Source organism: Brumimicrobium salinarum, from assembly GCF_002844555.1.
Lineage (GTDB): Bacteria > Bacteroidota > Bacteroidia > Flavobacteriales_D > Crocinitomicaceae > Brumimicrobium > Brumimicrobium salinarum.
Genome location: NZ_PJNI01000007.1, coordinates 210,734 through 234,071, shown reverse-complemented (window position 1 = coordinate 234,071; position 23,338 = coordinate 210,734). Strand labels below are relative to the sequence as shown.

General features: G+C 34.7%; 21 protein-coding genes and 3 tRNA genes. 18 read left to right on the top strand and 6 right to left on the bottom strand.

The window, feature by feature from the left end:
- Positions 1 to 104: 104 nt before the first annotated feature.
- From CW751_RS07735 to CW751_RS07720, 4 genes are all read right to left on the bottom strand, one after another.
- A complete protein-coding gene (locus CW751_RS07735) occupies positions 105 to 530 on the bottom strand; it encodes a peroxiredoxin family protein (protein ID WP_101334428.1) in 426 nt (141 codons plus the stop codon).
- Between the two features lie 103 nt (positions 531 to 633).
- Positions 634 to 1,938, bottom strand: a complete 1,305-nt coding sequence (murA, locus tag CW751_RS07730; protein ID WP_101334427.1) for a UDP-N-acetylglucosamine 1-carboxyvinyltransferase — start codon at positions 1,936 to 1,938, stop codon at positions 634 to 636.
- Between the two features lie 5 nt (positions 1,939 to 1,943).
- Positions 1,944 to 2,582, bottom strand: coding sequence for a DUF4290 domain-containing protein (locus CW751_RS07725; RefSeq protein WP_240612546.1), 639 nt, complete (start codon positions 2,580 to 2,582; stop codon positions 1,944 to 1,946).
- Between the two features lie 244 nt (positions 2,583 to 2,826).
- Positions 2,827 to 3,207 carry a hypothetical protein gene (locus CW751_RS07720; RefSeq protein WP_101334426.1) on the bottom strand — a complete coding sequence of 127 codons (381 nt, stop codon included), beginning with the start codon at positions 3,205 to 3,207 and terminating at the stop codon, positions 2,827 to 2,829.
- 352 nt (positions 3,208 to 3,559) lie between these two features.
- Between CW751_RS07720 and CW751_RS07715 the strand changes: the two genes are divergently transcribed.
- The 10 genes from CW751_RS07715 to CW751_RS07665 all read left to right on the top strand — a co-directional run bounded on the left by CW751_RS07715 (position 3,560) and on the right by CW751_RS07665 (position 15,358).
- Entirely contained in the window at positions 3,560 to 4,354 is a 795-nt protein-coding gene (locus CW751_RS07715; RefSeq protein WP_101334425.1) for a thymidylate synthase, read from the top strand.
- Positions 4,355 to 4,360: 6 nt separating this feature from the next.
- On the top strand, positions 4,361 to 4,864 hold the full coding sequence (locus tag CW751_RS07710) for a dihydrofolate reductase (RefSeq protein ID WP_101334424.1): 504 nt from the start codon (positions 4,361 to 4,363) through the stop codon (positions 4,862 to 4,864).
- A 2-nt stretch (positions 4,865 to 4,866) separates the two neighbouring features.
- Positions 4,867 to 6,984 carry a type IA DNA topoisomerase gene (locus CW751_RS07705; protein ID WP_101334423.1) on the top strand — a complete coding sequence of 706 codons (2,118 nt, stop codon included), beginning with the start codon at positions 4,867 to 4,869 and terminating at the stop codon, positions 6,982 to 6,984.
- 42 nt (positions 6,985 to 7,026) lie between these two features.
- Entirely contained in the window at positions 7,027 to 7,695 is a 669-nt protein-coding gene (locus CW751_RS07700) for a hypothetical protein (protein ID WP_133122162.1), read from the top strand.
- Positions 7,696 to 7,787: 92 nt separating this feature from the next.
- A complete protein-coding gene (gene trxB / locus CW751_RS07695; RefSeq protein ID WP_101334421.1) occupies positions 7,788 to 8,738 on the top strand; it encodes a thioredoxin-disulfide reductase in 951 nt (316 codons plus the stop codon).
- 452 nt (positions 8,739 to 9,190) lie between these two features.
- Positions 9,191 to 10,702, top strand: coding sequence for a DEAD/DEAH box helicase (locus tag CW751_RS07685; protein ID WP_101334419.1), 1,512 nt, complete (start codon positions 9,191 to 9,193; stop codon positions 10,700 to 10,702).
- 81 nt (positions 10,703 to 10,783) lie between these two features.
- The gene (locus CW751_RS07680; RefSeq protein ID WP_101334418.1) at positions 10,784 to 12,406 is read left to right on the top strand and encodes an ABC-F family ATP-binding cassette domain-containing protein; all 1,623 of its coding nucleotides are present in this window, start codon (positions 10,784 to 10,786) and stop codon (positions 12,404 to 12,406) included.
- 293 nt (positions 12,407 to 12,699) lie between these two features.
- The gene (locus tag CW751_RS07675) at positions 12,700 to 13,641 is read left to right on the top strand and encodes a glucosaminidase domain-containing protein (protein WP_101334417.1); all 942 of its coding nucleotides are present in this window, start codon (positions 12,700 to 12,702) and stop codon (positions 13,639 to 13,641) included.
- A 185-nt stretch (positions 13,642 to 13,826) separates the two neighbouring features.
- On the top strand, positions 13,827 to 14,195 hold the full coding sequence (locus CW751_RS07670; protein ID WP_101334416.1) for a hypothetical protein: 369 nt from the start codon (positions 13,827 to 13,829) through the stop codon (positions 14,193 to 14,195).
- A 422-nt stretch (positions 14,196 to 14,617) separates the two neighbouring features.
- Positions 14,618 to 15,358, top strand: coding sequence for a hypothetical protein (locus CW751_RS07665; RefSeq protein ID WP_133122161.1), 741 nt, complete (start codon positions 14,618 to 14,620; stop codon positions 15,356 to 15,358).
- Here CW751_RS07665 and CW751_RS07660 read toward each other — a convergent pair.
- The gene (locus CW751_RS07660; RefSeq protein ID WP_133122160.1) at positions 15,348 to 16,832 is read right to left on the bottom strand and encodes a hypothetical protein; all 1,485 of its coding nucleotides are present in this window, start codon (positions 16,830 to 16,832) and stop codon (positions 15,348 to 15,350) included. The two genes, CW751_RS07665 and CW751_RS07660, sit on opposite strands and share 11 nt — an antisense overlap.
- 40 nt (positions 16,833 to 16,872) lie before the next feature.
- Positions 16,873 to 17,937, bottom strand: coding sequence for a type II toxin-antitoxin system CcdA family antitoxin (locus CW751_RS07655; protein WP_101334413.1), 1,065 nt, complete (start codon positions 17,935 to 17,937; stop codon positions 16,873 to 16,875).
- Between the two features lie 139 nt (positions 17,938 to 18,076).
- On the opposite strand from CW751_RS07655, the gene proS reads away from it, so the two are divergent.
- The 8 genes from proS to CW751_RS07615 all read left to right on the top strand — a co-directional run bounded on the left by proS (position 18,077) and on the right by CW751_RS07615 (position 23,229).
- Positions 18,077 to 19,546 (top strand): proline--tRNA ligase, encoded by a 1,470-nt coding sequence (gene proS / locus CW751_RS07650; RefSeq protein WP_101334435.1) that lies wholly within the window; start codon positions 18,077 to 18,079, stop codon positions 19,544 to 19,546.
- 2 nt (positions 19,547 to 19,548) lie between these two features.
- Positions 19,549 to 20,220, top strand: a complete 672-nt coding sequence (locus CW751_RS07645; protein WP_101334412.1) for a hypothetical protein — start codon at positions 19,549 to 19,551, stop codon at positions 20,218 to 20,220.
- Positions 20,221 to 20,302: 82 nt separating this feature from the next.
- Positions 20,303 to 20,374 (top strand) — tRNA-Glu (locus CW751_RS07640).
- 50 nt (positions 20,375 to 20,424) lie between these two features.
- Positions 20,425 to 20,496: transfer RNA gene (locus CW751_RS07635), tRNA-Glu, on the top strand.
- A gap of 50 nt (positions 20,497 to 20,546) precedes the next feature.
- A tRNA-Glu gene (locus CW751_RS07630) sits at positions 20,547 to 20,618 on the top strand.
- Between the two features lie 28 nt (positions 20,619 to 20,646).
- Entirely contained in the window at positions 20,647 to 20,898 is a 252-nt protein-coding gene (gene rpsT / locus CW751_RS07625; RefSeq protein ID WP_101334411.1) for a 30S ribosomal protein S20, read from the top strand.
- 116 nt (positions 20,899 to 21,014) lie between these two features.
- Entirely contained in the window at positions 21,015 to 22,049 is a 1,035-nt protein-coding gene (gene hemE, locus CW751_RS07620; protein WP_101334410.1) for a uroporphyrinogen decarboxylase, read from the top strand.
- A complete protein-coding gene (locus CW751_RS07615; protein ID WP_101334409.1) occupies positions 22,039 to 23,229 on the top strand; it encodes an OmpA family protein in 1,191 nt (396 codons plus the stop codon). The genes hemE and CW751_RS07615 overlap by 11 nt, the downstream gene beginning before the upstream one ends.
- The last annotated feature ends 109 nt before the right edge of the window (positions 23,230 to 23,338 follow it).

Sequence of the window (23,338 nt, the reverse complement as noted above, 5' to 3'; positions counted from 1 at the left end):
GGAACAATCGATGTTTTCATTGCCATCATTTACTGGAAGTTTTCGATCTGATACCACTTGAAGTAAACTCCCTAAATGATTCGTTAAACGGTCGGTGGCTAAAATCATTCAAGCATCTTTTCGATTTCAATATGCAAACCAATTCCTCTGATATCATTTCCTTGGGCTACAATATTTCCTTCGCCGTCTATTAAAAATCCGTGAGGTATGGAGCGAACACCATATTTTCGAGCTATTTGGCCTTTCTTATCCCAGACATGACCATCCCATTCGAGTTGATCTTTCTCAATGGCTTTTATCCAAGCTTTTTCATTCTTGTCTAATGAAACACTCAATACTTCAAAGCCTTTTCCATTCTTGAATTTAGATTTATGGTACTTATTGTAAGCCTCCACAAGATTTGGGTTTTCTTTGCGACACGGTCCACACCAAGAAGCCCAAAAATCGAGAAGAACAACCTTACCTTTATAATCTGATAAGGCAACCATCTCACCTTCTTGGTTTAAGAGTGTAAAATTAATCGCACGCATTCCATTTTCTGGTTGACTGAATGCTAAAAAGGGAGAAAACCAACCAGGATTATCAATAAATTTTTCATAATTAAATATTTTAGAAGCTAGCGACTCACAAGAATTATACCCTTCTAATATCTGCGCCTAAATTATTCAAACGAATATCAATATCTTGATATCCGCGATCAATTTGTTCAATATTATGAATAACACTTTTTCCTTCAGCAGATAATGCTGCAATTAAAAGAGAAACACCCGCTCGAATGTCAGGCGAAGTCATTTGAATTCCACGTAAATTTGTTTTTCTATCCATTCCGATAACAGTTGCTCTATGTGGATCACACAAAATAATTTGCGCCCCCATATCAATAAGCTTATCGACAAAAAACAAACGGGATTCGAACATTTTTTGATGAACGAGAACACTGCCTTTAGCTTGTGTTGCAACGACGAGTATAATACTTAACAAGTCAGGAGTAAACCCTGGCCATGGCGCATCCGATACTGTTAAAATAGAACCATCTATAAAAGTATCAATTTCATAAGATTCTTGAGCAGGAACAAAAATATCATCACCTCGGCGTTCTAATTGAATACCTAACCTTTTAAAAACTTGAGGAATAATACCCAAGTGTTCATAACCAACATCTTTAATTGTAATTTCTGATTGTGTCATGGCAGCTAATCCGATAAAACTACCTATCTCAATCATATCAGGAAGAATTCTATGGTAACAACCTTTCAATTCTTTTACTCCCTCAATATGTAGCAAATTACTTCCAACACCAGTAATTTTAGCTCCCATATTATTGAGCATCGTACATAATTGTTGCAAGTAAGGTTCACATGCTGCGTTGTAGATTGTTGTTTTTCCTTTGGCCAATGCAGCAGCCATAACGATATTAGCTGTACCCGTTACTGAAGCTTCATCCATGTGAATATAAATCCCTTCTAATTTCTTAGCTTCTACGGTGTAAAAATGCTCTTTAGAATCAAAATTAAAATTAGCTCCTAACTTAATTAATCCTTCAAAATGCGTGTCTAATCGTCTTCTTCCAATTTTATCCCCTCCTGGTTTAGGCATAAATGCTTTACCAAAACGAGCTAATAATGGACCAATAATCATGACAGAACCACGTAATCCGCTTGCTCTTTCTTTAAAGTCTTCTGTCTTTAAGTAATCAAGATTTACGTCTTTTGCTTGAAAAATATAAGTTCCTTTTTCAACCTTTTCAATCTTTACTCCCATTGCTTGGAGCAGATTAATTAATTTATTGACATCAATAATATCGGGAAGATTTGCAATAGTAACTTTTTCGGGAGTTAATAATACACCACATAAAATTTGGAGCGCTTCATTTTTTGCTCCTTGTGGTATAACCTCTCCTTTTAATTTTTTTCCTCCGTGAATTTCAAATGATGCCATATTTATTATTTTCTACGTTTTTTTGATTTGTGCTTTTTGTTAGACTTTTTTGGACTGTATCCAACTTGCTTTAGAATTGCATTAGTTGATTTCAAAGCATTTGTATCTTCCAATTTTAACTTTCCTGAAGACAATTCCTTCAAATGAGAAATGATTGCACTATTTTCTACATTGTGGGTATGAAAAACAAGGTAATTTTTCTTCAGTAAGTTAGCTAAAACTTCTGTCATATATTCCTTTTCTTCTTGATCTTTTATTTCCGCAGATTCTTTAATCATCTTTTCGGTGTAATGACCAAAATGACCGTATTTACTTTTATTACGGGGATAATCCATTGTTTGTGGACGTTCGCGCAATGTTTCTGGTTCCGGAATTTCATACGGTGAATCGACATCAATCTCAAAATTACTCATGATGTACATGTGTGTCCACAATTTATGTGTATAATCCTCGACATCTCTTAAATGCGGATTTAATTGTCCCATCACATCAATAATAGCTCTTGCAGCTAGATTACGTTCTTCCCGTGATTCAATTTGCTTGGCATAATTGATCATGTTTTGAACATTTCTTCCATATTCAGGAATATGTAATTGCGCCCTTTCCGTATTATACGACAGGGCGTTCATTGTGTATTCTTCCAAAGTGAATTGTTTTAATTGTGGTAAAATCTATCAAAAAGTTCTTTGATTAACCAAAGAAAACAATTGCTAGAATTACTGCTAACAAAAAGACTGTGTAAAGTGTTCCTAACGCTACAGTCGAATCATCAAAATATTTTCTTTCAGACATAATAAAAATTGTTTTGGGGTAAAAATAGTAAATCTTATTCAAATAAAACATTAAAAATATAAACAGATGCGATAAATCAAAACCTTAACCATTCGTTTAATCTGCGATAAAGATTACCTCAGGCAGTGGGGCGATTGGTTTACGAATTATTTTATTTCCTTTTTTCCATAATTGCCATTCCTCTGAAACACCATTCTCTAGTTGAACATCAAGTGCGTAGTACATCTTGGTTTCAGCTTTTACAGAATACGTAGCCGACAATTTTTCCTCGGGTGAGCTTAACCATAATTCACCATAAGCCAATGTCAATTCGAGCTTGCGCGAAGGAACTGTGATCGGTGAATCGCCCATTTCAACTTGAAATGCTTCTTGCTTCCCCGTGTAACTCCCAAGATGTTTCTTTGGAAAAAGAGCACTGCTCGATCCACAAGAAAATAAAATAAAAATGAACAAAACAAAAAGAATAGATAAACGCATGGTACTTTATATTTAGAACGGAAAGTTAAAAAATTAAATGCTTATTTATTACTTTCCCGAATAAATAGTATTCCAGAAATCAACATTATTTTCTTGATAAGACCCTTCAGGAAACACACATAACAAGTTTTTAGGCAAAAATCAGGGTTTGGAAGTGGTACTAATGAGGAATAGGAGACCAACTTATAAAGTAAGTACTTAAAACCACTATGGGATTGATTATGCATTCAATTAGTGAAGGATGAATTCATCACCAATAAAAACCGACTTTTTAAGTTCATTAAAAATCTATATAAGAATTAAAGCCTATTAAAATTTAAAGCCTTAATTTAGCCCTTCAATTTCTAAAATCATGGAACAATATCATCATCTTTTAAAACATATATTGGATAACGGAACAGACCGTGGAGACAGAACAGGAACGGGAACTCGCTCCGTTTTTGGACACCAAATGCGCTTCGATTTGAGCAAAGGTTTCCCTGTAGTTACCACCAAAAAACTGCATTTAAGATCTATTATTCATGAATTGCTTTGGTTTATTAGTGGTGATACCAACATCAAATATTTAAAAGAAAATAAGGTTAGAATTTGGGATGAATGGGCAGATGAAAATGGTGATTTAGGTCCTGTTTACGGTCATCAATGGCGTTCTTGGCCTGATGGCAACGGAGGAACGATTGATCAAATTGAAAATCTAGTACATTCCTTAAAGAACAATCCGAATTCCAGACGACATATTGTAAGCGCTTGGAATGTTGCAGATGTTGAAAAAATGGCTTTACCTCCATGTCATTGTCTGTTTCAATTTTATGTTGCAGATGGCAAATTAAGTTGTCAACTCTATCAACGTTCTGCCGATACTTTTTTAGGTGTTCCTTTTAACATTGCAAGCTATGCTTTATTTACCATGATGTTGGCACAAGTTTGCGGTTTAGAAGCTGGAGATTTTGTGCATACTTTTGGAGATGTGCACTTATATTCTAACCATTTTGAGCAGGCAGAATTGCAATTAACAAGAGAGATTCGTCCACTTCCAACCATGAAAATCAATCCAGATGTAAAAAGCATTTTTGATTTCAAATTTGAGGACTTTGAATTGATCGGCTATGATCCACATCCACACATTAAGGCAAAAGTAGCTGTATAAATTTCTATTATCATGAAACATGCATTAATCGTAGCGATGGGGAAACATCGTGAAATAGGAAAAGACAACGATTTACTGTGGAGATTGCCGCGTGACATGAAGATTTTTAAAGAAACTACGCTCAATCATGTGGTTGTTATGGGAAGGAAAAACTGGGAATCTATTCCAGAAAAATTTCGTCCACTTCCGCAAAGAAAAAACATTATTTTAACTCGAAACAAGGACTACAAAGCTAAAAATGCAATTATTATTCACGATTTTAAGGACATTTCCAAACATCTTGATGAAAATGAAAAATGTTTTATCATTGGTGGAGCAGAGATTTATCAACTTGCATTGAAACATGATTTCGTAGATGAAATGTACATTACGCAAGTGGATGAGACTTTTGAAGCCGACACATTTTTTCCTTTTGTGAATTGGGAAAATTGGGAGGAAGAAGATTTACTTAAATACGAAAAAGACGATAAAAATCCGTATTCATTTACGGTAAAAAAATATACAAAATAAACATGAAAGTTTGCATTGCCGAGAAGCCGAGTGTGGCTAAAGATATTGCCAATACGATTGGAGCAACCCAACGTAAGGACGGCTATTATGAAGGTAATGGATATCAAGTGACATGGACTTACGGTCATTTGTGTACACTAAAAGAACCCAAAGACTACGTTGAAGATTGGAAATACTGGAATTTACGGTATTTACCCATGGTTCCTTCTCGATTTGGAGTAAAAGTCATAGAAGATGAAGGAATTCAACGGCAATTCCACATTGTGAAAAGATTATTGACCAAGGCCACAGAAATCATAAACTGCGGTGATGCTGGACAAGAAGGAGAAGTTATTCAACGCTGGGTTTTCTTAAAAGCGCAAACAAAAGCACCCATCAAAAGATTATGGATTAGTTCACTTACGGAAGAAGCAATTAAGGAAGGATTTGCGAATTTGAAAGAAGGAAATCAATTCAATAATCTTTATGCCGCAGGGAGTGCACGAGCAATAGGAGATTGGTTACTGGGAATAAACGCCACACGTTTGTTCACCAAAAAGTTCGCTTTACAACGACAAGTTTTATCAATAGGACGTGTGCAAACCCCTACTCTAGCGATGATTGTCAATCGAACATTAGAAATTGACAATTTTAAACCTCAAGACTATTGGGAATTGCGAACCGTTTATCGGGATACCGAGTTCAATAGCGTCTTGGGGAAGATTAAGAAAAAAGAAAAAGCAGAATATGCTTTAAGCAAAATAAAAGAAGAGCCTTTTGAAATCACATCTTTTGAGCAAAAGGAAGGAAAAGAAAAACCACCACGCTTATTTGACTTGACGGCATTACAGGTCGAAGCCAATAAAAAAAGAGGCTATTCAGCGGATCAAACCTTGAAATTGATTCAGAACTTGTATGAGAAAAAGTTGGTGACTTATCCACGTGTAGATACAACCTATTTACCCGATGATGTTTATCCAAAAGTACCAGGAATATTGAAAAACCTCGGTTATTATCAAGAATTAACGGCTCCACTTTTAGAAAAAAAGCTTCCAAAAAGTAAGCAGGTTTTTAACAATAAAAAAGTTACCGATCACCATGCGATTATTCCGACTGGAGTTAAACTAAGTGGCGTCACTCCAGACGAACAGCGCGTTTACGATATGGTTACACGCCGGTTTATAGCTGTTTTTTATCCTGACTGTAAGGTAAGTAATACAACCGTATTGGGAGAAGTTTTAAAATTAGAATTTAAAGCTACAGGAAAACAGATTTTATCTCCCGGATGGCGCGTAGTTTACCAAAAAGATGATTCAAAATCGAAAGGTAAAAAGGAAAAGCTAATGCCTGTTTTTGAGAAAGGCGAAAAAGGTCCACACGAACCACGCATCGATCAAAAGCAAACTTCTCCTCCCAAACCATATACAGAGGCAACACTTTTACGTGCCATGGAAACCGCGGGAAAGAACGTTGAAGACGAAGAAGCACGGGAATTAATGAAGGACAACGGAATTGGAAGACCTTCTACCCGAGCCAACATTATTGAAACTTTATTCAGAAGGCGCTACATCGAGCGATCAGGAAAATCAATTGTAGCGACACATACCGGTATTGACTTAATTCAAGTGATTGACAACGAAACTTTAAAATCGCCAGAATTAACAGGAGATTGGGAACGTAAGCTTAGACTCATCGAAAAAGGAGAATATCAGCCAGCACAATTCAAACAAGAGTTGATTGAAATGGTGGTTGAGTTGACCAATGAGGTTTTATTTAACAAACAGCAGAAAGTCATTCGTATTTTAGACGATACACAAAAGGAAGAAAAGGACAAACCTAAAAAGAAAAGAGCCAAGACAAAAAAAGTTGAAATCACCGAATTGTCTTGTCCGAGTTGTAAAAAAGAAGGATTTTTAGAAGGGAAGAAAGCTTATGGTTGCGCCCACTATAAAGAAGGTTGCAAGTTTGTGATTCCCTTCAAATTTATGGGTAAAAAACTAACCAACAAACAGCTGAACGACCTTATCACGAAAGGGAAAACAACAAAAATTAAAGGTTTTCAAAAACCCGGAAGTGAGGATAAAGTTGATGGAAAACTCGAATTAACCGATGATTTTAACGTGACGTTAAACACTGATTAAACGACTATAAAACAATATTTAAAAAACTAAAAAGATAATGCGATGATAAGAATTTTACTTTCAATAATAACTTTAGCCGCGTTCATATTCCTACATGATTCAGTCATTGCCTTAGGATTAAAAGTTGGCCTATCATTCACTTTTTCGAAGATTTTACCATATATGTTGCAATTTTTAGCAGTGTGTATGCTTATTTTTAATGTATATCGTCAATATTTAGAAAGTGCCTCTTTGACTGCACGACGTTTAGTAAGTATTTTAATTTTATTTGGAGGAAGTGGAGTTGCATTTGCTTTTCATCCAATTTACGAAGGCGATTTTAGTCACCAATACAGAGAGATTAGTTTAGCTGGAGCGCATAAAGATGCATTCGAACAAGGACTTACGATGATTGCGCTTCCAGGTTGTGGTTTCTGTTTTGAAAAGTTAGAAGAAATGAAATATGTTAAAAAGTTATATCCACAACTTCCCATGCATGTTTTGGTCATCAACCAGGACGAATTAGCATTAGAATCATACCGTGAAGAAAGCGAGGGATTAATTGAAGTTGACTTTTTTCCTGAGTCAACATTATTAAAAAACATTATAACAGACGGTTTTCCTAATTTGATTTACAAACCATCAGGAACAGACCAAAAATTAATCAATTGGTCGAATAGTGGGTTTGGAAGTGCCAGTTGGGACTACGTACTAACAGAAGAAGGCTTATAAAAAGCTTAGCATTTCAATGAAAGGCAACATTTGTTACGCATTGAAGTCATTAAAATTCTTAATTTTGTCACCCATAATTAATTCACAAGAAAATGAGTAAAATAGAAAATACAAACTGTTTAATAATTGGTTCAGGACCTGCGGGATATACAGCGGCAATTTATGCAGCACGAGCAGAGATGAATCCAATTATGTATCAAGGTTTACAACCAGGAGGTCAATTAACGACAACCAATGAAGTTGAGAATTTTCCAGGATACCCTGAAGGAGTTACCGGTCCAGAAATGATGGATCAACTGCAAAAACAAGCTGAACGATTTGACACAGATGTACGTTCAGGTTTTATAAACAAAGTTGACTTTTCAGGTGATGTGCATAAATGCTGGGCGGATGACGGCACTGAAATTCATGCAAAGACAGTTATTATTTCTACAGGAGCCTCTGCCATGTATCTTGGTTTAGAATCAGAACAAAAATACCTCAAAATGGGTGGTGGTGTTTCTGCTTGCGCTGTTTGTGATGGTTTCTTCTATAAAAACCAAGAAACTGTTATTGTTGGGGCTGGAGACACAGCTTGTGAGGAAGCACATTATTTATCAAAATTATGTTCTAAAGTCACAATGTTAGTGCGACGTGATGAATTCCGTGCTTCTAAAATCATGGAAGACCGTGTTAAAAACACACCAAATATTGAAATTTTACTGAACACAGAAACAGAAGAAGTACTAGGAGACGATAATGGTGTTACGGGAGTTCGTGTAATCAACAACAAAACGCAAGAAACAAAAGAAATAGCCTGTACAGGTTTCTTTGTTGCGATAGGTCATAAACCAAATACGGAGATTTTTAAGGATTACATCAACATGGATGAAACAGGATACATTAAATATGAAAAGCCAGGAACATCATTAACAAATGTGAAAGGGGTTTTTGTTGCTGGTGATGCCGCAGACAATGTTTATCGTCAGGCAGTAACTGCTGCAGGAACTGGATGTCAAGCAGCTTTAGATGCAGAACGTTATTTAGCAGCCTTAGAAGGATAAGAAAACATAAGTTTGAAATAAAAATAGTGAAAAGGTGATTTTGTAAAATCACCTTTTTTTATGGCCAAAACTTCTTGCTTTAATGAAACACTGTATGATGAGAATTGATACTTCGCTATTGAAACGCACACATTCGCAAAACAGCATTATTATGTTCTGACAGAAATTGTAATTTGTGGTATGCCCCAGCGTAAATGGAAAGCTTGCTGAACTTTTTTGGATAATTTTCTTCGTTTTGAAGAGCGACCCTGGGAGGCTCCTACAAAACGATAGAGAAATTTCAAAAAAGAAAGCAACTTGAAATTGAAGATGGAAAAAGGCCCAAATAAAAAAAACAAAAAAAGCCATAAAACATGCTGAAATGTTGATATAATTGGAAAAGTTAGCCTTATATTTTTTTCTTCCCGAAAAAGGGCGTATTTTTGTACCCCAATTTTTGAGATAACCAAACTATGATAGACGAAGCCCTTTTTGAGCCAAAAACATTATATCCATTTCAACAAAGAACTGTTGATCAGATCCTTGCTGAGATAAAAGAAAATGGAAACGACTTTAACCTATTATTTCAGTTACCTACTGGTGGTGGAAAAACGGTAATATTTTCTGAAATTACTAGAAACTATATAGAAAATTGGGGAAAAAAGGTTTTGATCTTAACGCACAGGATTGAATTATCGGTGCAAACATCAAAGCAGCTCAATGCGATTGGTGTTAGCAATAAAATTATTAATAGTGAGGTAAAAACACTTGAGGATCAAAATGAATTCAATTGTTTTATTGCTATGGTGGAGACACTCAATAATCGTTTACAAGATGATGAAAACTTCATAAAAGAAATAGGGTTAGTCATTGTGGATGAGGCGCACTACAATAGTTTTCGAAAAATATTTCAATATTATAAACAGGCCAACATTTTGGGAGTAACTGCAACCCCTTTAAGTTCCAACAAAGCTTTGCCACTCAATGATCATTATGATAAATTAAAAGTTGGAGAAAGTATTGCATCCTTAATTGAAAGTGGATATTTGGCCAATGCGGAGACATTTACATATGACGTTAACTTGCACGGATTAAAGATTGGTTCCAACGGTGACTTTACGGTAAGCAGTTCAGAACACGTTTACGGAAACTACTTTATGCAAGAGAAATTACTTTTTGCATACGAAGAAGTTGCTGTGAACACTAAAACGCTTATTTTTAATTCGGGTATTGAGACCAGTATCCGCGTTCAAGAAACTTTTCATAAAAGAGGTTATAAAATACGGCACTTAGACAGTACTTTTTCGGATAAAGACCGAAAGGATATTCTAAAATGGTTTAAAGAAACGCCAGATGCTATTTTGACCTCTGTGGGTATTTTGACAACTGGTTTTGATGAACCTACAGTAGAAACAATTATTTTAAATCGAGCTACGCGATCTTTAACGCTCTATCATCAAATGATTGGTAGAGGTTCTCGAAAATTGCCAAAGAAGGATGTTTTTCAACTCATTGACCTGGGGAATAATGTTCGCCGTTTTGGATTATGGCAGGACTACATTAATTGGCAAGATGCCTTCCAATATCCTGATCGATTCTTGGAAGCACGTTTATCTGAGCAAGAAGATATTATGTTTGAGGCCGCTTATGTTCTTCCAAAGCACATTAAAGAAAAGGTAGACACTGAAGTTTTGGATCAATTTAAAATGAAACAAGTTTACGAAGATCTTATTGACCGTGGTAAAAAAGGAAAATTGGCCGTTGATCAGTCACTAGAAAACCATTTCCAAGCAATTTACAATAAAGCAGATGACTTTTATGATGGGCTTGAAATTCAAGAAGCGCTTCAAGAACACATAGAGAATCGTTTAAAACAATATACGAAGTGCATTGCTAAGAGTACACGTAATTATTTCAAATATTTGATGGAAACATACAACCGTCAATTGCGTCAGAAACTACGTGCCAATCTTGACGATGAGTAATTTTGTTTTATTCCACTAAAAAAACATTTACACGTGTTTTCAATAATTTAAAGCGTATTTTTGCACAAATTTTTTTAAGCTATGATTACAGTTAATAATTTAACCCTTCAATTTGGGAAAAGAGTCTTGTTCGATGATGTTAATTTAAAATTTTCTCATGGAAACTGCTATGGAGTGATTGGCGCAAACGGTGCTGGAAAATCAACATTTCTAAAAATATTAACAGGTGATCAGGACCCAACCAAAGGACATGTTACCTTAGAGCCAGGTAAAAGAATGGCTGTATTAAAACAAGATCACTTTGAGTTTGATGAATTTGAAGTGTTGCAAACTGTAATTCGTGGACATCAGCGTTTGTTTGAAATCATGGTTGAGAAAGATGCATTATATGCCAAGCCTGATTTTTCTGAAGAAGACGGTATGAAAGCATCAGAGTTAGAGGCCGAGTTTGCAGATATGGAGGGCTGGAATGCCGAAACAGACGCTGCAACTATGCTTTCAAGTTTGGGTATTGAAGAATCTATGCACAACACACTAATGAAGGATATCCCCAATGCATTGAAAGTACGTGTATTACTGGCTCAGGCATTATTTGGGAATCCAGACTTATTGGTTCTCGATGAGCCTACCAACGATTTAGATTTAAAAACAATCGAATGGTTAGAGGACTTTTTGCTTGATTTTAAAAATACAGTAATTGTAGTTTCTCACGACCGTCACTTTTTAGATACAGTTTGTACCCACATTTGTGACATTGATTACTCTAAAATAAACTTATTTACAGGAAATTACACATTTTGGTATAAATCTTCTCAATTAGCAGCTAGACAAAGAGCTGATAAAAACAAAAAGGCTGAAGACAAGAAAAAAGAACTTCAAGATTTTATTTCTAGGTTCTCTGCAAACGCTTCCAAGTCTAAACAAGCAACCAGTAGAAGAAAATTGCTAGACAAGCTAGATTTAGATGAAATACAACCTTCATCAAGAAGATATCCCGGAATTGTTTTTGAACAAGAAAGAGAAGCAGGTGATCAGGTTTTACACGTAAACAATCTGGCTTATGAGCAAGATGGGCAAACCTTATTTCAGCATATAAACATAAATGTTTCAAAAGATGATAAGATTGCTTTTATTTCACGAAATTCACAAGCATTAACAGCATTTTTTGAAGTTTTAAATGGAAATAAAGCTCCTAGTAAAGGAGATTTTAAATTTGGAACAACAATTACAACTGCTTATCTCCCCAATGATAACAGTTCATTTTTCCAAAAAGATGAAAGCTTAGTAGACTGGTTAAGAAATTATGCACAAACCGAAGAAGAACGTGAAGAGGTTCATTTACGTGGTTTTCTAGGAAGAATGTTGTTTTCTGGAGAAGAAGCGATGAAAAGTGCAACTGTTCTTTCAGGAGGAGAGAAAGTAAGATGTATGCTTTCCCGATTGATGATGAAGAGAGCAAATTTATTAATGTTAGATGAGCCAACAAATCACCTGGATCTAGAGTCAATTACAGCTTTAAACAATGGAATGAAAGACTTTCCAGGAATTATTTTATTCACTTCACATGACCAGGAGTTGGTGCAAACCGTGGCTAATCGAATTATTGAAATAACGCCAAATGGAATGATTGACAAACTCATGCCTTATGATGAATATTTAAAAGACGAAAAGATTAGTCAAATTCAAGAAGAAATGTACGCATAAACTAGATTTTAGAATTGAAAATAGTTAATTTGACATTCGGTAGATAAACGGATTGTACATTAGAAACCTTTCAAAAAACATAAAACTTTAGTTTTATGTTTTTTGAAAGGTTTTTTTTTGACCTATTTATCGAAATCATCAAGAATTACCTCACAACATTGTAGGCTTAAGAGCTTATCAAACAAATAGTTTGGGGTTAACTCCTCAACAAAGTTGAATTTAACAAAAAGTTTTCAACATTTTACGTAACCATTGTTAATAACTTGCGTTAAAGAAGCAAAAACAATGGAGAAATGAATAAGATATTGGCTTTTACTTTTTTTGCTTTAATTGGAGGTTCAACTTTTGGATTTGCACAAAAACAAAGTTTAGAGCGCTATATCGAAGTTTGGAAAAACACAGCAATTCAACAAATGCACACACATGGAATTCCAGCAAGTATTACACTTTCACAAGGAATTTTAGAAAGTGGATTTGGCAATTCTAAATTAGCACAACAAGCCAATAATCACTTTGGAATTAAGTGCCATGATTGGGAAGGTGAAAGCTTTCTAAAAGATGATGACAAAAGAAACGAATGTTTTAGAAAATACGATGATGCCGCCCAATCTTATGAGGACCATAGTTTATTTTTAACAAGTCGTTCTCGATATGCGCCCTTATTCGAATTAAAAACCACAGACTATAAAGGATGGGCAAAAGGGTTAAAAACTGCTGGGTATGCGACAAATCCAGCTTATGCCAAAAGATTAATTGAACTTATCGAGCGATATGAACTTTATCAATATGACCAAGCATCTACCCATGACTTAATTGTTGAAGCATCAATTTCCACAAAACCAACAAAGAAGGAGAACAATAAATTAGATGCTGAGCAGGGTCCAGCGAAAACTACGCTTAAATCAGACAGAAAATTTGAAATATTTACAAACCCTAATAAAACAAAATACGTTTTAGCAGGAGAGCATGATACATTTTATCAAATTTCGAAATCAATGGGTGTGAGTTTACATCAATTACATAGGTGGAACGATTTCCCGCCCACAAAGGATTTATTGAAAAAAGGAGACAAAGTTTATATCATGCGAAAACGAAGCAGAATTAATATGGATGATGCACAGCTTGCAAATTATCAAAATACAGACTTATGGAAAGTTTCTCAAGAAATAGGCGTACAACTTTCGAGTCTATTAGACAAAGAAATTTTTAAAAGTTCTTCGATCGCTTCAAATTAGAAATGAAAAATTTTTCATAGTTGCCACAACTCAAAAGTGGATAGTTTAAAATGTTGTTGTTTGTTAAAAAGAACTGTCTTGCAAGGCAGTTCTTTTTTATTTTAGGAAAACAAGAATACCTAATTTCTGTTATTCTATTAAATTGCTTAAATTCGAATTTGTATTGCTAAAATAATTTAGAACCCATGAAGCCAAGTAATGAATTATTCCATCTTATTAAGTCGTTAACTAAATCTGAAAAACGATTTTTTAAGCTTTCTTCCTCTATTCAATCAGGAGAGAAAAATTACTTTAAAATATTTGACTTCATCGATGCCCAAGACAGTTACGATGAAAAAAAGTTAAAGGAACATTTTAAAGATGAAAGATTTATAAAGCACTTGCCCTCTGAAAAAAACCATCTTTATAAACTTATTTTAAAAAGTTTACGGCAATTTTATGGCGAGCAATCGGCTTCGAATCTAATTATGCAAGAGATCAAAAACATCGAAATACTCTACAACAAAGCTTTACACAAGGAATCGAACAAGTTTTTAAAACGTGCAAAAAAATAGCACATGAAAACGAAGAGTTTTATTATTTAATTGAACTTATTGCATGGGAAAAAGTTTTAACGGAAGAAGCGTATCAGTCAGGAGATTTCACAATCGACCTAAACGATATCATTAAAGAGGAAAGTCGAGTTATTGATAAACTTAAAAACTTAGCTGAATATCATATCCTCTATTCAAGAATAAATGCCGTTTTTAGGAGTGATGGATTCACTAAAAATGAAGAAGAGAGAAAAACCGTAGATGAAATTGCAGACCATCATCTTATAAAAGGTAAAAACACGGCAATTTCTAAAAGAGCAGCTTCAATTTGTTATTACATACAAGGATTATGTGCAGTCACCAACAGAGACTTTGAGTTAAGTCATGCAAAGTTTAATCGCGTTAAAGAAATCTTAGATGCTAATCCCAAAATTAAAATTGATTTGGGACAGCGGTACGTTCTCACACTTACGCATTTGATGCAAAGCTATATTTATGAGAAAAATTTTGATTTAGCACATCAAATGATTGATCAAATTAAGGGGTTAAAAGGAAAGGTTGGTTTTAAATCGCTCTACTTGAATTTAAGAATCAATAATATTTTACTTACTGACCAAATGAACCTGTTTAATATCCAAGGTCAATTCGAGAAGTCACGCGAAGTTTATCAAAAAGATTATACAAAAAACAAGGATTTAATTGAACGCTCAAGTAAGGAGAATCAGATTAAGTTTTACTTTACAACAGCCTACACTTTATTTGCGGTTGATGAGAAAAAAGAAGCCTTAAAGTTTATCAATCTTCTATTGAATGACAATGAACAACAATTGAGACAAGACATTTATAGTTTTTCGCGTATACTCAATTTAATGCTTCATTTTGATTTAGAGAATTATGAGTATATAGAATATTCAGCAAATTCTGCCATAAGATACTTAAACAAAGTAAAACGTGACCATCAAATCGAGAAGGTGTTCATTAAGCAAATTAAGAAAATTGCCAAAACGGCAACCAGTTCTGAAACTATACCAATATTTAAGGAAACGCTTTCGGAAATAAATTTGTTGTTAGTAGAAGAAAACGAGAGGGTAATTCTCGACTATATTGATATTGTATCCTGGTTAAAATCGAAGCTTACTAATGATTCTTTCTCTAATTTAGTTAAGCATAGCCTTAAAACTTAAAACTTGCTGTAAAAACAAGATTATGTGCATTGGTATTAAAAACAGTACGATTTTCCACCTTACTCGGATCAAATGCGTAATATTCACTATTCATTTCCAATAGCCTGTATCCTAAGTTGAGAGACAATAATCTATTCTCCCATCCAATACCCGCTGCATAAGTCATATTTGGCCTTGTAATACTTGAAATATCTTTATTTTTGTAAGGTTGGGGAAGAATAGCAATTCCACCTCGAACGAAGAATCCAGAAAAAATCATATATTCAATTCCCAATCGTGTATTCACGATAGTTCGATACTGTTCTCTTACCGCATCATTTTCATATTTAAAATCGTATTGACTAGCATTGTATTCATTCGAATTCGCAGGTCTAAGTTTTCCAGCAACTAAACGTGATAATTCTAAATCTAAATTAATTGCTCCGCGCATTCCTAAAATATAAGCGAAAGAAGTTCTAATTTTCATGGGTGTCTTCAATCTATATTGAAAAGTACCTTCTGGAACATATTCAGGTTCAACATATTTTAAACCGTCGTCATGCAATGCAGTCATATCAGCTGTCCATTTATCTTCTAGGGTAAAAACTGTTGGCGACTCAAAAGACAATCCAATTCGATATTGATCAGTAGGCAAATAAATTAAGCCGAGTTTTAAATTAAAACCTGTCCCCTCTGTAGATTGATCATATAAGTAATTAAAACTCATTAACGAAGTACCCACCGTATCTAATAATTCTTCATGATGGGAATAACTTTCTTCATAATTAACACGTCGCACACCTATACTCGCACCATAATACAAGACATCCATGTAGTTTTCTGAATATCCAATATGAAATTCCCCAATTCCCCCGTCAGTGATAATTTCCCTTTCGTGGTACATGTCTCCAAGCGTTAGTAAGGAATAATATTGCTCACCAGAAGGATCGTAGTTAAGCGCAAAAACATCGTATGCCAACCCCGTTGTAAAAGGTCTTAATTCAAAAATATATGCTGGATCGATACCGTAACCCGAATTAGCAAAAACATCAAGTAAAGAATAAAAGTTTTCTCCTTCGTAACGTTTTCTATTCGCAAAATTCTTTAAACGTGTATATCCGAGGGTCAACTGTCCGTACTTTCTTCCATCATTACTTGTACTTAAATCAGTTGTAAAAACAACACCTGCAGCCGCTAATGAAAATTTATTCTCAGAAGAATTCACGACCGTTCCGTTGTATGTGGCACTGTTTGTTAAAATAGAATTATTAAAACTGATGGATGTTTTTGAAGTCGAGAACCTTCCCATACCAGCAGGGTTAATTTGGAGCGCACTTATATCAGCACCTAACGCTCCAAACGAACCTGCCATGGATTCAAACCTAGCCGAACCAAAGATATCTGTTGTACTGTACCTCAACACATCAAGTTCATTCTGTGAAAAGGAAAATAAACTCAAGAACACAAGGATGCAGACAATTCCAATTTTATGCATAGAACAGCTAAATATTTATTTTAATAGATTAAACTTTTTCCTAACGTCTTCTAGAAGTTGATGATGATGAACCGCTACTTCTACTTCCGGAACTTGAACTTCCTGAATAAGACTTACTTCTTGATGGAGAAGTCATTCTAGTTCTTGTATTCCCGTTATTTGCAGGTGAATGTCCTGATATTTTTGCACTTCCTCTATTATACTGCTGACTTTGAACACCAGAAGGTCGAACATTCGGTTGTTTGTTTTCAATTATTGCTGAACGTCTTGCTGATGAAGAAGGTGTATACCTTCGGTGCGCTTGAGACCTATGCGCAGATGCCGCTGTATGTCTTCTTTTCACATTTTTCATATCATTAGTACCCTTATATTTTCTAATATTAGTTTTACTTAAATCATTACTCAAAACGTTTTGACCTAAAGCTCTTCTTGAAGCACCTACATATTGGTTATTTTTGCTTTTTGAAGAATACCCTGAATTATTTGAAGCTGATTTTGCTTTTGGGTAATAACTAGAACGACTAGAGCTTGAAGTCACATTACTTCTCTTTCCATAATAATTGTTAGCCGTTGAGCTATTTGGATTATTATAACTTGGGGCACCGTTATATATACCATAACCTGGCATAAAACCATGTCCGAAATAATGTCCATGACCATAACCGTAAGGATTATACATACCACCATATCCATACGTAAATCCGTAATCATAAAAAGGACTGCTACCAAATCCATAGCGTGCTCTTAACCCCATTCCATGACCAGTATAAATTCCAAAAGGCTCATAAAAACGGAACCCCATTCCATGAAAATTGGTTGGATTATATCCAAACATTCCATACGGCATGTATGATTCCATAATCAATAATTGATTCCTCATCATCACATGATTAGCTCTTGGATCTCTATAATCATCTTTAAACAATCCCTTATTTCTTTCAACAAAGGCATTGTAGGAAGTAATATCATTTTGATCTTCATCCAAATTTATTGCAGTTGGCTTTTGTAAATAAACATCATTCTCTGAAATCTGACCATAATTAGCGCACGCACTAAGTGTGCAAATAGCTAAAGATAGTGCAGTAAACTGTAGTAATAACTTCATAACTGTTGGTTTTTAATTAAACTTACACATAAATGGAAGCTTTTCCAAATTGTGTTCTTATTTTTGTAACGTTATAGTGTCTTCTTTAGTTGTGATGACACCAAATATTAATAATAAATTAACAAATACTATTCCAAAGATGGCAAAATACACCAAAAGATCTGAAGATTACTCCAAATGGTACAATGAAGTAATAGAGAGAGCAGGACTTGCAGAACATTCTGATGTTAGAGGATGTATGGTTATTAAACCGTATGGTTTCGCAATTTGGGAAAACATAAAGGAGGTTTTGGATAAAAGATTCAAAGAAACAGGACATTCAAATGCCTACTTCCCTTTACTTATACCAAAATCTTATTTAAACAAAGAGGCACAACATGTAGAAGGCTTTGCTAAAGAATGTGCTGTGGTGACTCATTATCGCTTAAAAAATGACAAAGACAACCGTTTAATTGTTGATCCTGAAGCTAAGTTGGAGGAGGAATTAATAATTCGGCCAACGTCAGAAACTATTATATGGAATTCATTTAAAAACTGGATTCAATCCTATAGAGATCTACCTTTAAAAGTTAACCAATGGGCAAATGTTGTTCGATGGGAAATGAGAACACGTTTATTTTTAAGAACTTCAGAGTTTTTATGGCAAGAAGGTCATACCGCACATACAACAAGAAAAGAAGCTGTTGAGGAAGCTGAATTAATGCTGAAAGTATACGCTGAATTTGCTGAACAATACATGGCTATGCCTGTTGTACGAGGTGTTAAAACTGAATCAGAGCGATTTGCAGGCGCCGACGAAACGTTTTGTATTGAAGCACTAATGCAGGATGGAAAAGCCCTACAAGCTGGAACCTCACATTTTCTCGGTCAAAACTTCTCGAAAGCATTTGACGTTAAATTTGCAGACAAAGCAGGAAAGTTAGAAAATGTTTGGGCTACATCATGGGGAGTTTCTACTCGCTTAATTGGAGGTCTAATCATGACACACTCCGATGATGAGGGCTTAGTTTTACCACCAAAATTAGCACCAATTCAAGTTGCCATTGTACCTATATATAAAAATGAAGACCAATTAAATGCCATTTCAAAAAAAGTAGATGCATTACGCAATCAATTACAAGACAAAGGCATTTCAGTTAAATACGATGATGATGACAACAGAAGACCTGGTTGGAAGTTTGCAGAATACGAGGCAAAAGGGGTACCTGTAAGAATTGCCATCGGCCCAAGAGACCTAGAAAACAATAAAGCGGAGGTAGCACGTAGAGATACAAAAGAGAAAGAAATTGTGGACTGGGCAGGTATTTCTGATCACATCTCAAATCTTTTAACAGACATTCAAGAAAACCTATTCCAAAGAGCGCAAACATTTAACGCAGAAAATACTACTGAAGTAGATTCTTACGAAAAATTTAAGGAGACAATTGAGCAAAAAGGAGGTTTCATTAGTGCACATTGGGACGGAACAATTGAGTCAGAAAACAAAATTAAGGAAGAGACTAAGGCGACAATCAGATGTATTCCGCTGAACAATAAAGTTGAAGAAGGCAAGTGCATATACTCTGGAAAACCTTCCAAACAACGGGTCTTATTTGCAAAAGCATATTAATTATGAATAAAAACAAGGCTGAAATTGCATCATTACTTAAAAAGCGATCATTATTAAAGCAAGATGTATATGAAAAGTCCGCACATTGTTATGGCGAATTTCGTAAAGTTATAGAAAATGAGATCGAACGCCTTACCAAGGAAATTAATAATCCACGAGTACGACTAAAGCTTCAAACCAATGGAGACTTTGAAACTCATGCTTATGTAGGTAGCGACGTATTGGTATTTAATATGCATACCAATGTTTTTACGCAACCAAATAATTCATCAATTTGGAAAGATTCTTACTTTGAAAAGAATCCGGAGAAAGGATATTTCGGAATTATTAATATTTACAACTTTTTGGCAGAATCTTTTCTACAAAAACGGATGAACGACCCAGGATATCTACTATGTAGAATACTTGTTAATATTGACGGTCGCTTCATTATTGAAGGAAAAGGTGAATTAGGGTATTTATACCGAAACATTCGAAACAACATTTTTGATCAAGCAACTATGAAGGTGATTTTTGATCAAGCTGTAAAATACGCAGCTGAATTTGATTTATACACCCCAACCTATGAAAGTGCGAGCGTAGTTAATGTAATGCAAATAAAAAGTGTTACATCAGCTCAAAAACTAAAAACAGGTAAGCGACTGGGATTCAGGTTTAAAAATGAACTAAAATAAAATAATTATTTTTTTTACGAAAAATGTTTTGTTATAACAGAAAATGAATATATATTTGCACTCCGAAATTTGAAATAATAATGGCCCATTCGTCTAGTGGTTAGGACATCAGGTTTTCATCCTGAAAACAGGAGTTCGATTCTCCTATGGGCTACTCAACAATATTCTAACGAGAATATTTTTTAAACATTATTTCATTTTTTTGGCCCATTCGTCTAGTGGTTAGGACATCAGGTTTTCATCCTGAAAACAGGAGTTCGATTCTCCTATGGGCTACTCAACAATATTCTAACGAGAATATTTTTTAAACATTATTTCATTTTTTTGGCCCATTCGTCTAGTGGTTAGGACATCAGGTTTTCATCCTGAAAACAGGAGTTCGATTCTCCTATGGGCTACTTTATAAACATTATAATAAAATAAATTATGGCGAATCACAAGTCAGCAAAAAAGAGAGTAAGATCAGACAAAGCAAAAGCGCTTCGTAATAAATACCAACATAAAACAACACGTAATGCGATTAAACAATTGCGTGAAACTACAGACAAGAAAGAGGCAGACAAATTACTTCCTTCAGTAGTAGGTATGTTGGATAAACTCGCAAAAAGAAACATAATTCATAAGAAAAAAGCAGCAAACCTTAAGTCAGGTTTGACAAAACACGTTGCTAGCTTATAATTAATAACAATCGTATTTTAAAAGCGGAAGTTCACTAGAACTTCCGCTTTTTTTGTTCAACATTTTTTAAGTCTTATTTAAGAATTAATCAATAACGATTCATTATCTTTGTCTACATGGATTTAAAAAATGATTTGCTGTTAAGAGCAGCTCGAGGCGAGGATATAGAAAGGTATCCAGTTTGGTTAATGCGTCAAGCAGGAAGGATTCTTCCAGAATATAGAGCTCTTAGGGGTTCTTTAAGTGGTTTTAAAGAGCTCGTTGAAACTCCTCATCTAGCAGCAGAAGTAACTATACAACCCGTTGATCATTTGGATGTAGATGCTGCTATAATTTTTTCTGATATTTTGGTTATTCCCGAAGCAATGGGATTAGAATATCAAATGATTAAAGGCGTTGGTCCTCATTTCGAACAAACAATTAAATCTGAAAAAGATCTAGATCAACATGCTCAATTTGATTTTAACGTTGAAGATCGTTTAGGCTATGTGAAAGAGGCGATCGAAATCACAAAGAAAGAATTGAATGGTCGTGTTCCACTTATTGGATTCGCAGGAGCTCCTTGGACAATTTTTTGTTATATGATTGAAGGTGGAGGATCGAAAACATTCTCACAGTCAAGAAAAATGCTTTACCAAAATCCTAGTTTGGCACACGAGTTGCTTAATCGAATAACGGAATTAACGATACGTTATTTGAAAATGCAAATTAAAGCTGGTGCAGATTTGGTACAAGTTTTTGACTCTTGGGCTGGTATTTTAGGACAGGATCAATATGAAGAGTTTGGTTTAAAATATATGAACAAAATAGCAAATGCGATTAACGAAGTACCTGTTACGTTGTTTGCTAAAGGTGCCTATGCAACTCTACCGAATTTAGCTCAAGCAAATTGCAACACAATAGGATTAGATTGGAATATGAATGCAGCGGAAGTACGTAAAATAGTAGGTGAAAATTATACTTTACAAGGTAATTTGGATCCATGCGCGTTATACGCTAATCATGATGAAATTCAAAATCTTACAAAAAACATGTTGGATAGTTTTAAAAGTAAACGACATATTGTTAATTTAGGACATGGTGTTTATCCAGACATTGATCCAAATAAGGTTAAAACATTTATAAAAACAGTAAAAGATTATGAAATATAGAACGAATACATTGAAAACATTATTATTCACGTTTCCGGTTTTGCTATTGACATTCTCAGTACAAGCCCAAGAAGGTGAAAACTTAGTTAACAATCCAAGTTTTGAAGATGCTCAAAATAGAAAAATCCGAAGAATTGGAGATATGAAAAGAGCTGATGGTTGGGTTTCAGCTACTGGCGAAAGAGCAGACCTTTTTTCTGCTGATGCCAACCTTCCTGAAGTAATGACGCCAGAAAATGTATATGGTAAGGAAGAACCTAAAACAGGTATCAACTATGCAGGAGTTAAAACTTACTCGTACAGAGAAAAAGAGAATCGCACCTACATCACATCTCAGTTAGTTTCGCCACTGAAAAAGGGAATGCGATACAAGGTGCAGTTTTATGCATCACTAGCCGAATTATCAAAGTATTCAGCTAATCGATTGGCAGCACATTTCTCCAAAAAACCTATAGGTTCTGATGATAAAATTCCAGCAATTATTCTTGCTGAGGATGAGATTCACGTTGAACACCCAAAGAAAGAAGTTTTCGGAGGAATGTACGGATGGGACCTTGTTTGTGGTGAATACGTTGCTACTGGAAAGGAAAAATACATAACAATTGGTAACTTTTCCTTAGATAAGGATATAAAGTCTGAGCGTGTTCGTAAACCAAGAGATATAAGAGGTTCACAAGTTATTGCTGCATACTATTATATCGACGATGTTTCTGTTCAGTTATTAGGTCCTGACGAACAATGTGATTGTAACTATGCTGATGAAGCACAAATCAGAACATCCACTGTATATCAGCGTGCCCCTGAAATCACAAAAGATATGACAGCGAAAGATAAAATTGAACAATTTAACATTTTCTATCTCTACGGTAGGTATGATGTTAAAGTAGATGGGTTAAAAACGCTAGATAGAATTGCTGAAATAATGAAAGAAAATCCTGATATGAAAATAAAAATATCTGGTCATTCGGATGCAGACGAAGCTGTTGCAGCTTCAGATAAAATTGTTTCATTAAGAAGAGCGGAATATATCGTTACTTTACTTGGAAAAAGAGGGGTTGATGAAGATCGTTTAATCATCGAAGATGTTAAAAACGGAAAAGACTCTAAATTCATCAACGAGGAAGACGATGAGAAATTAATAAACGCTAAGAATAGACGCGTAACGTTTAAAGCTTTATAATTTTATAATTACACTATTAATAAAGGATATGCTCAATTGGGTATATCCTTTTTTTTTGAATAATAATTAGATAAGTAAACATCCAATTACATAAAGACTGAAACTAAAA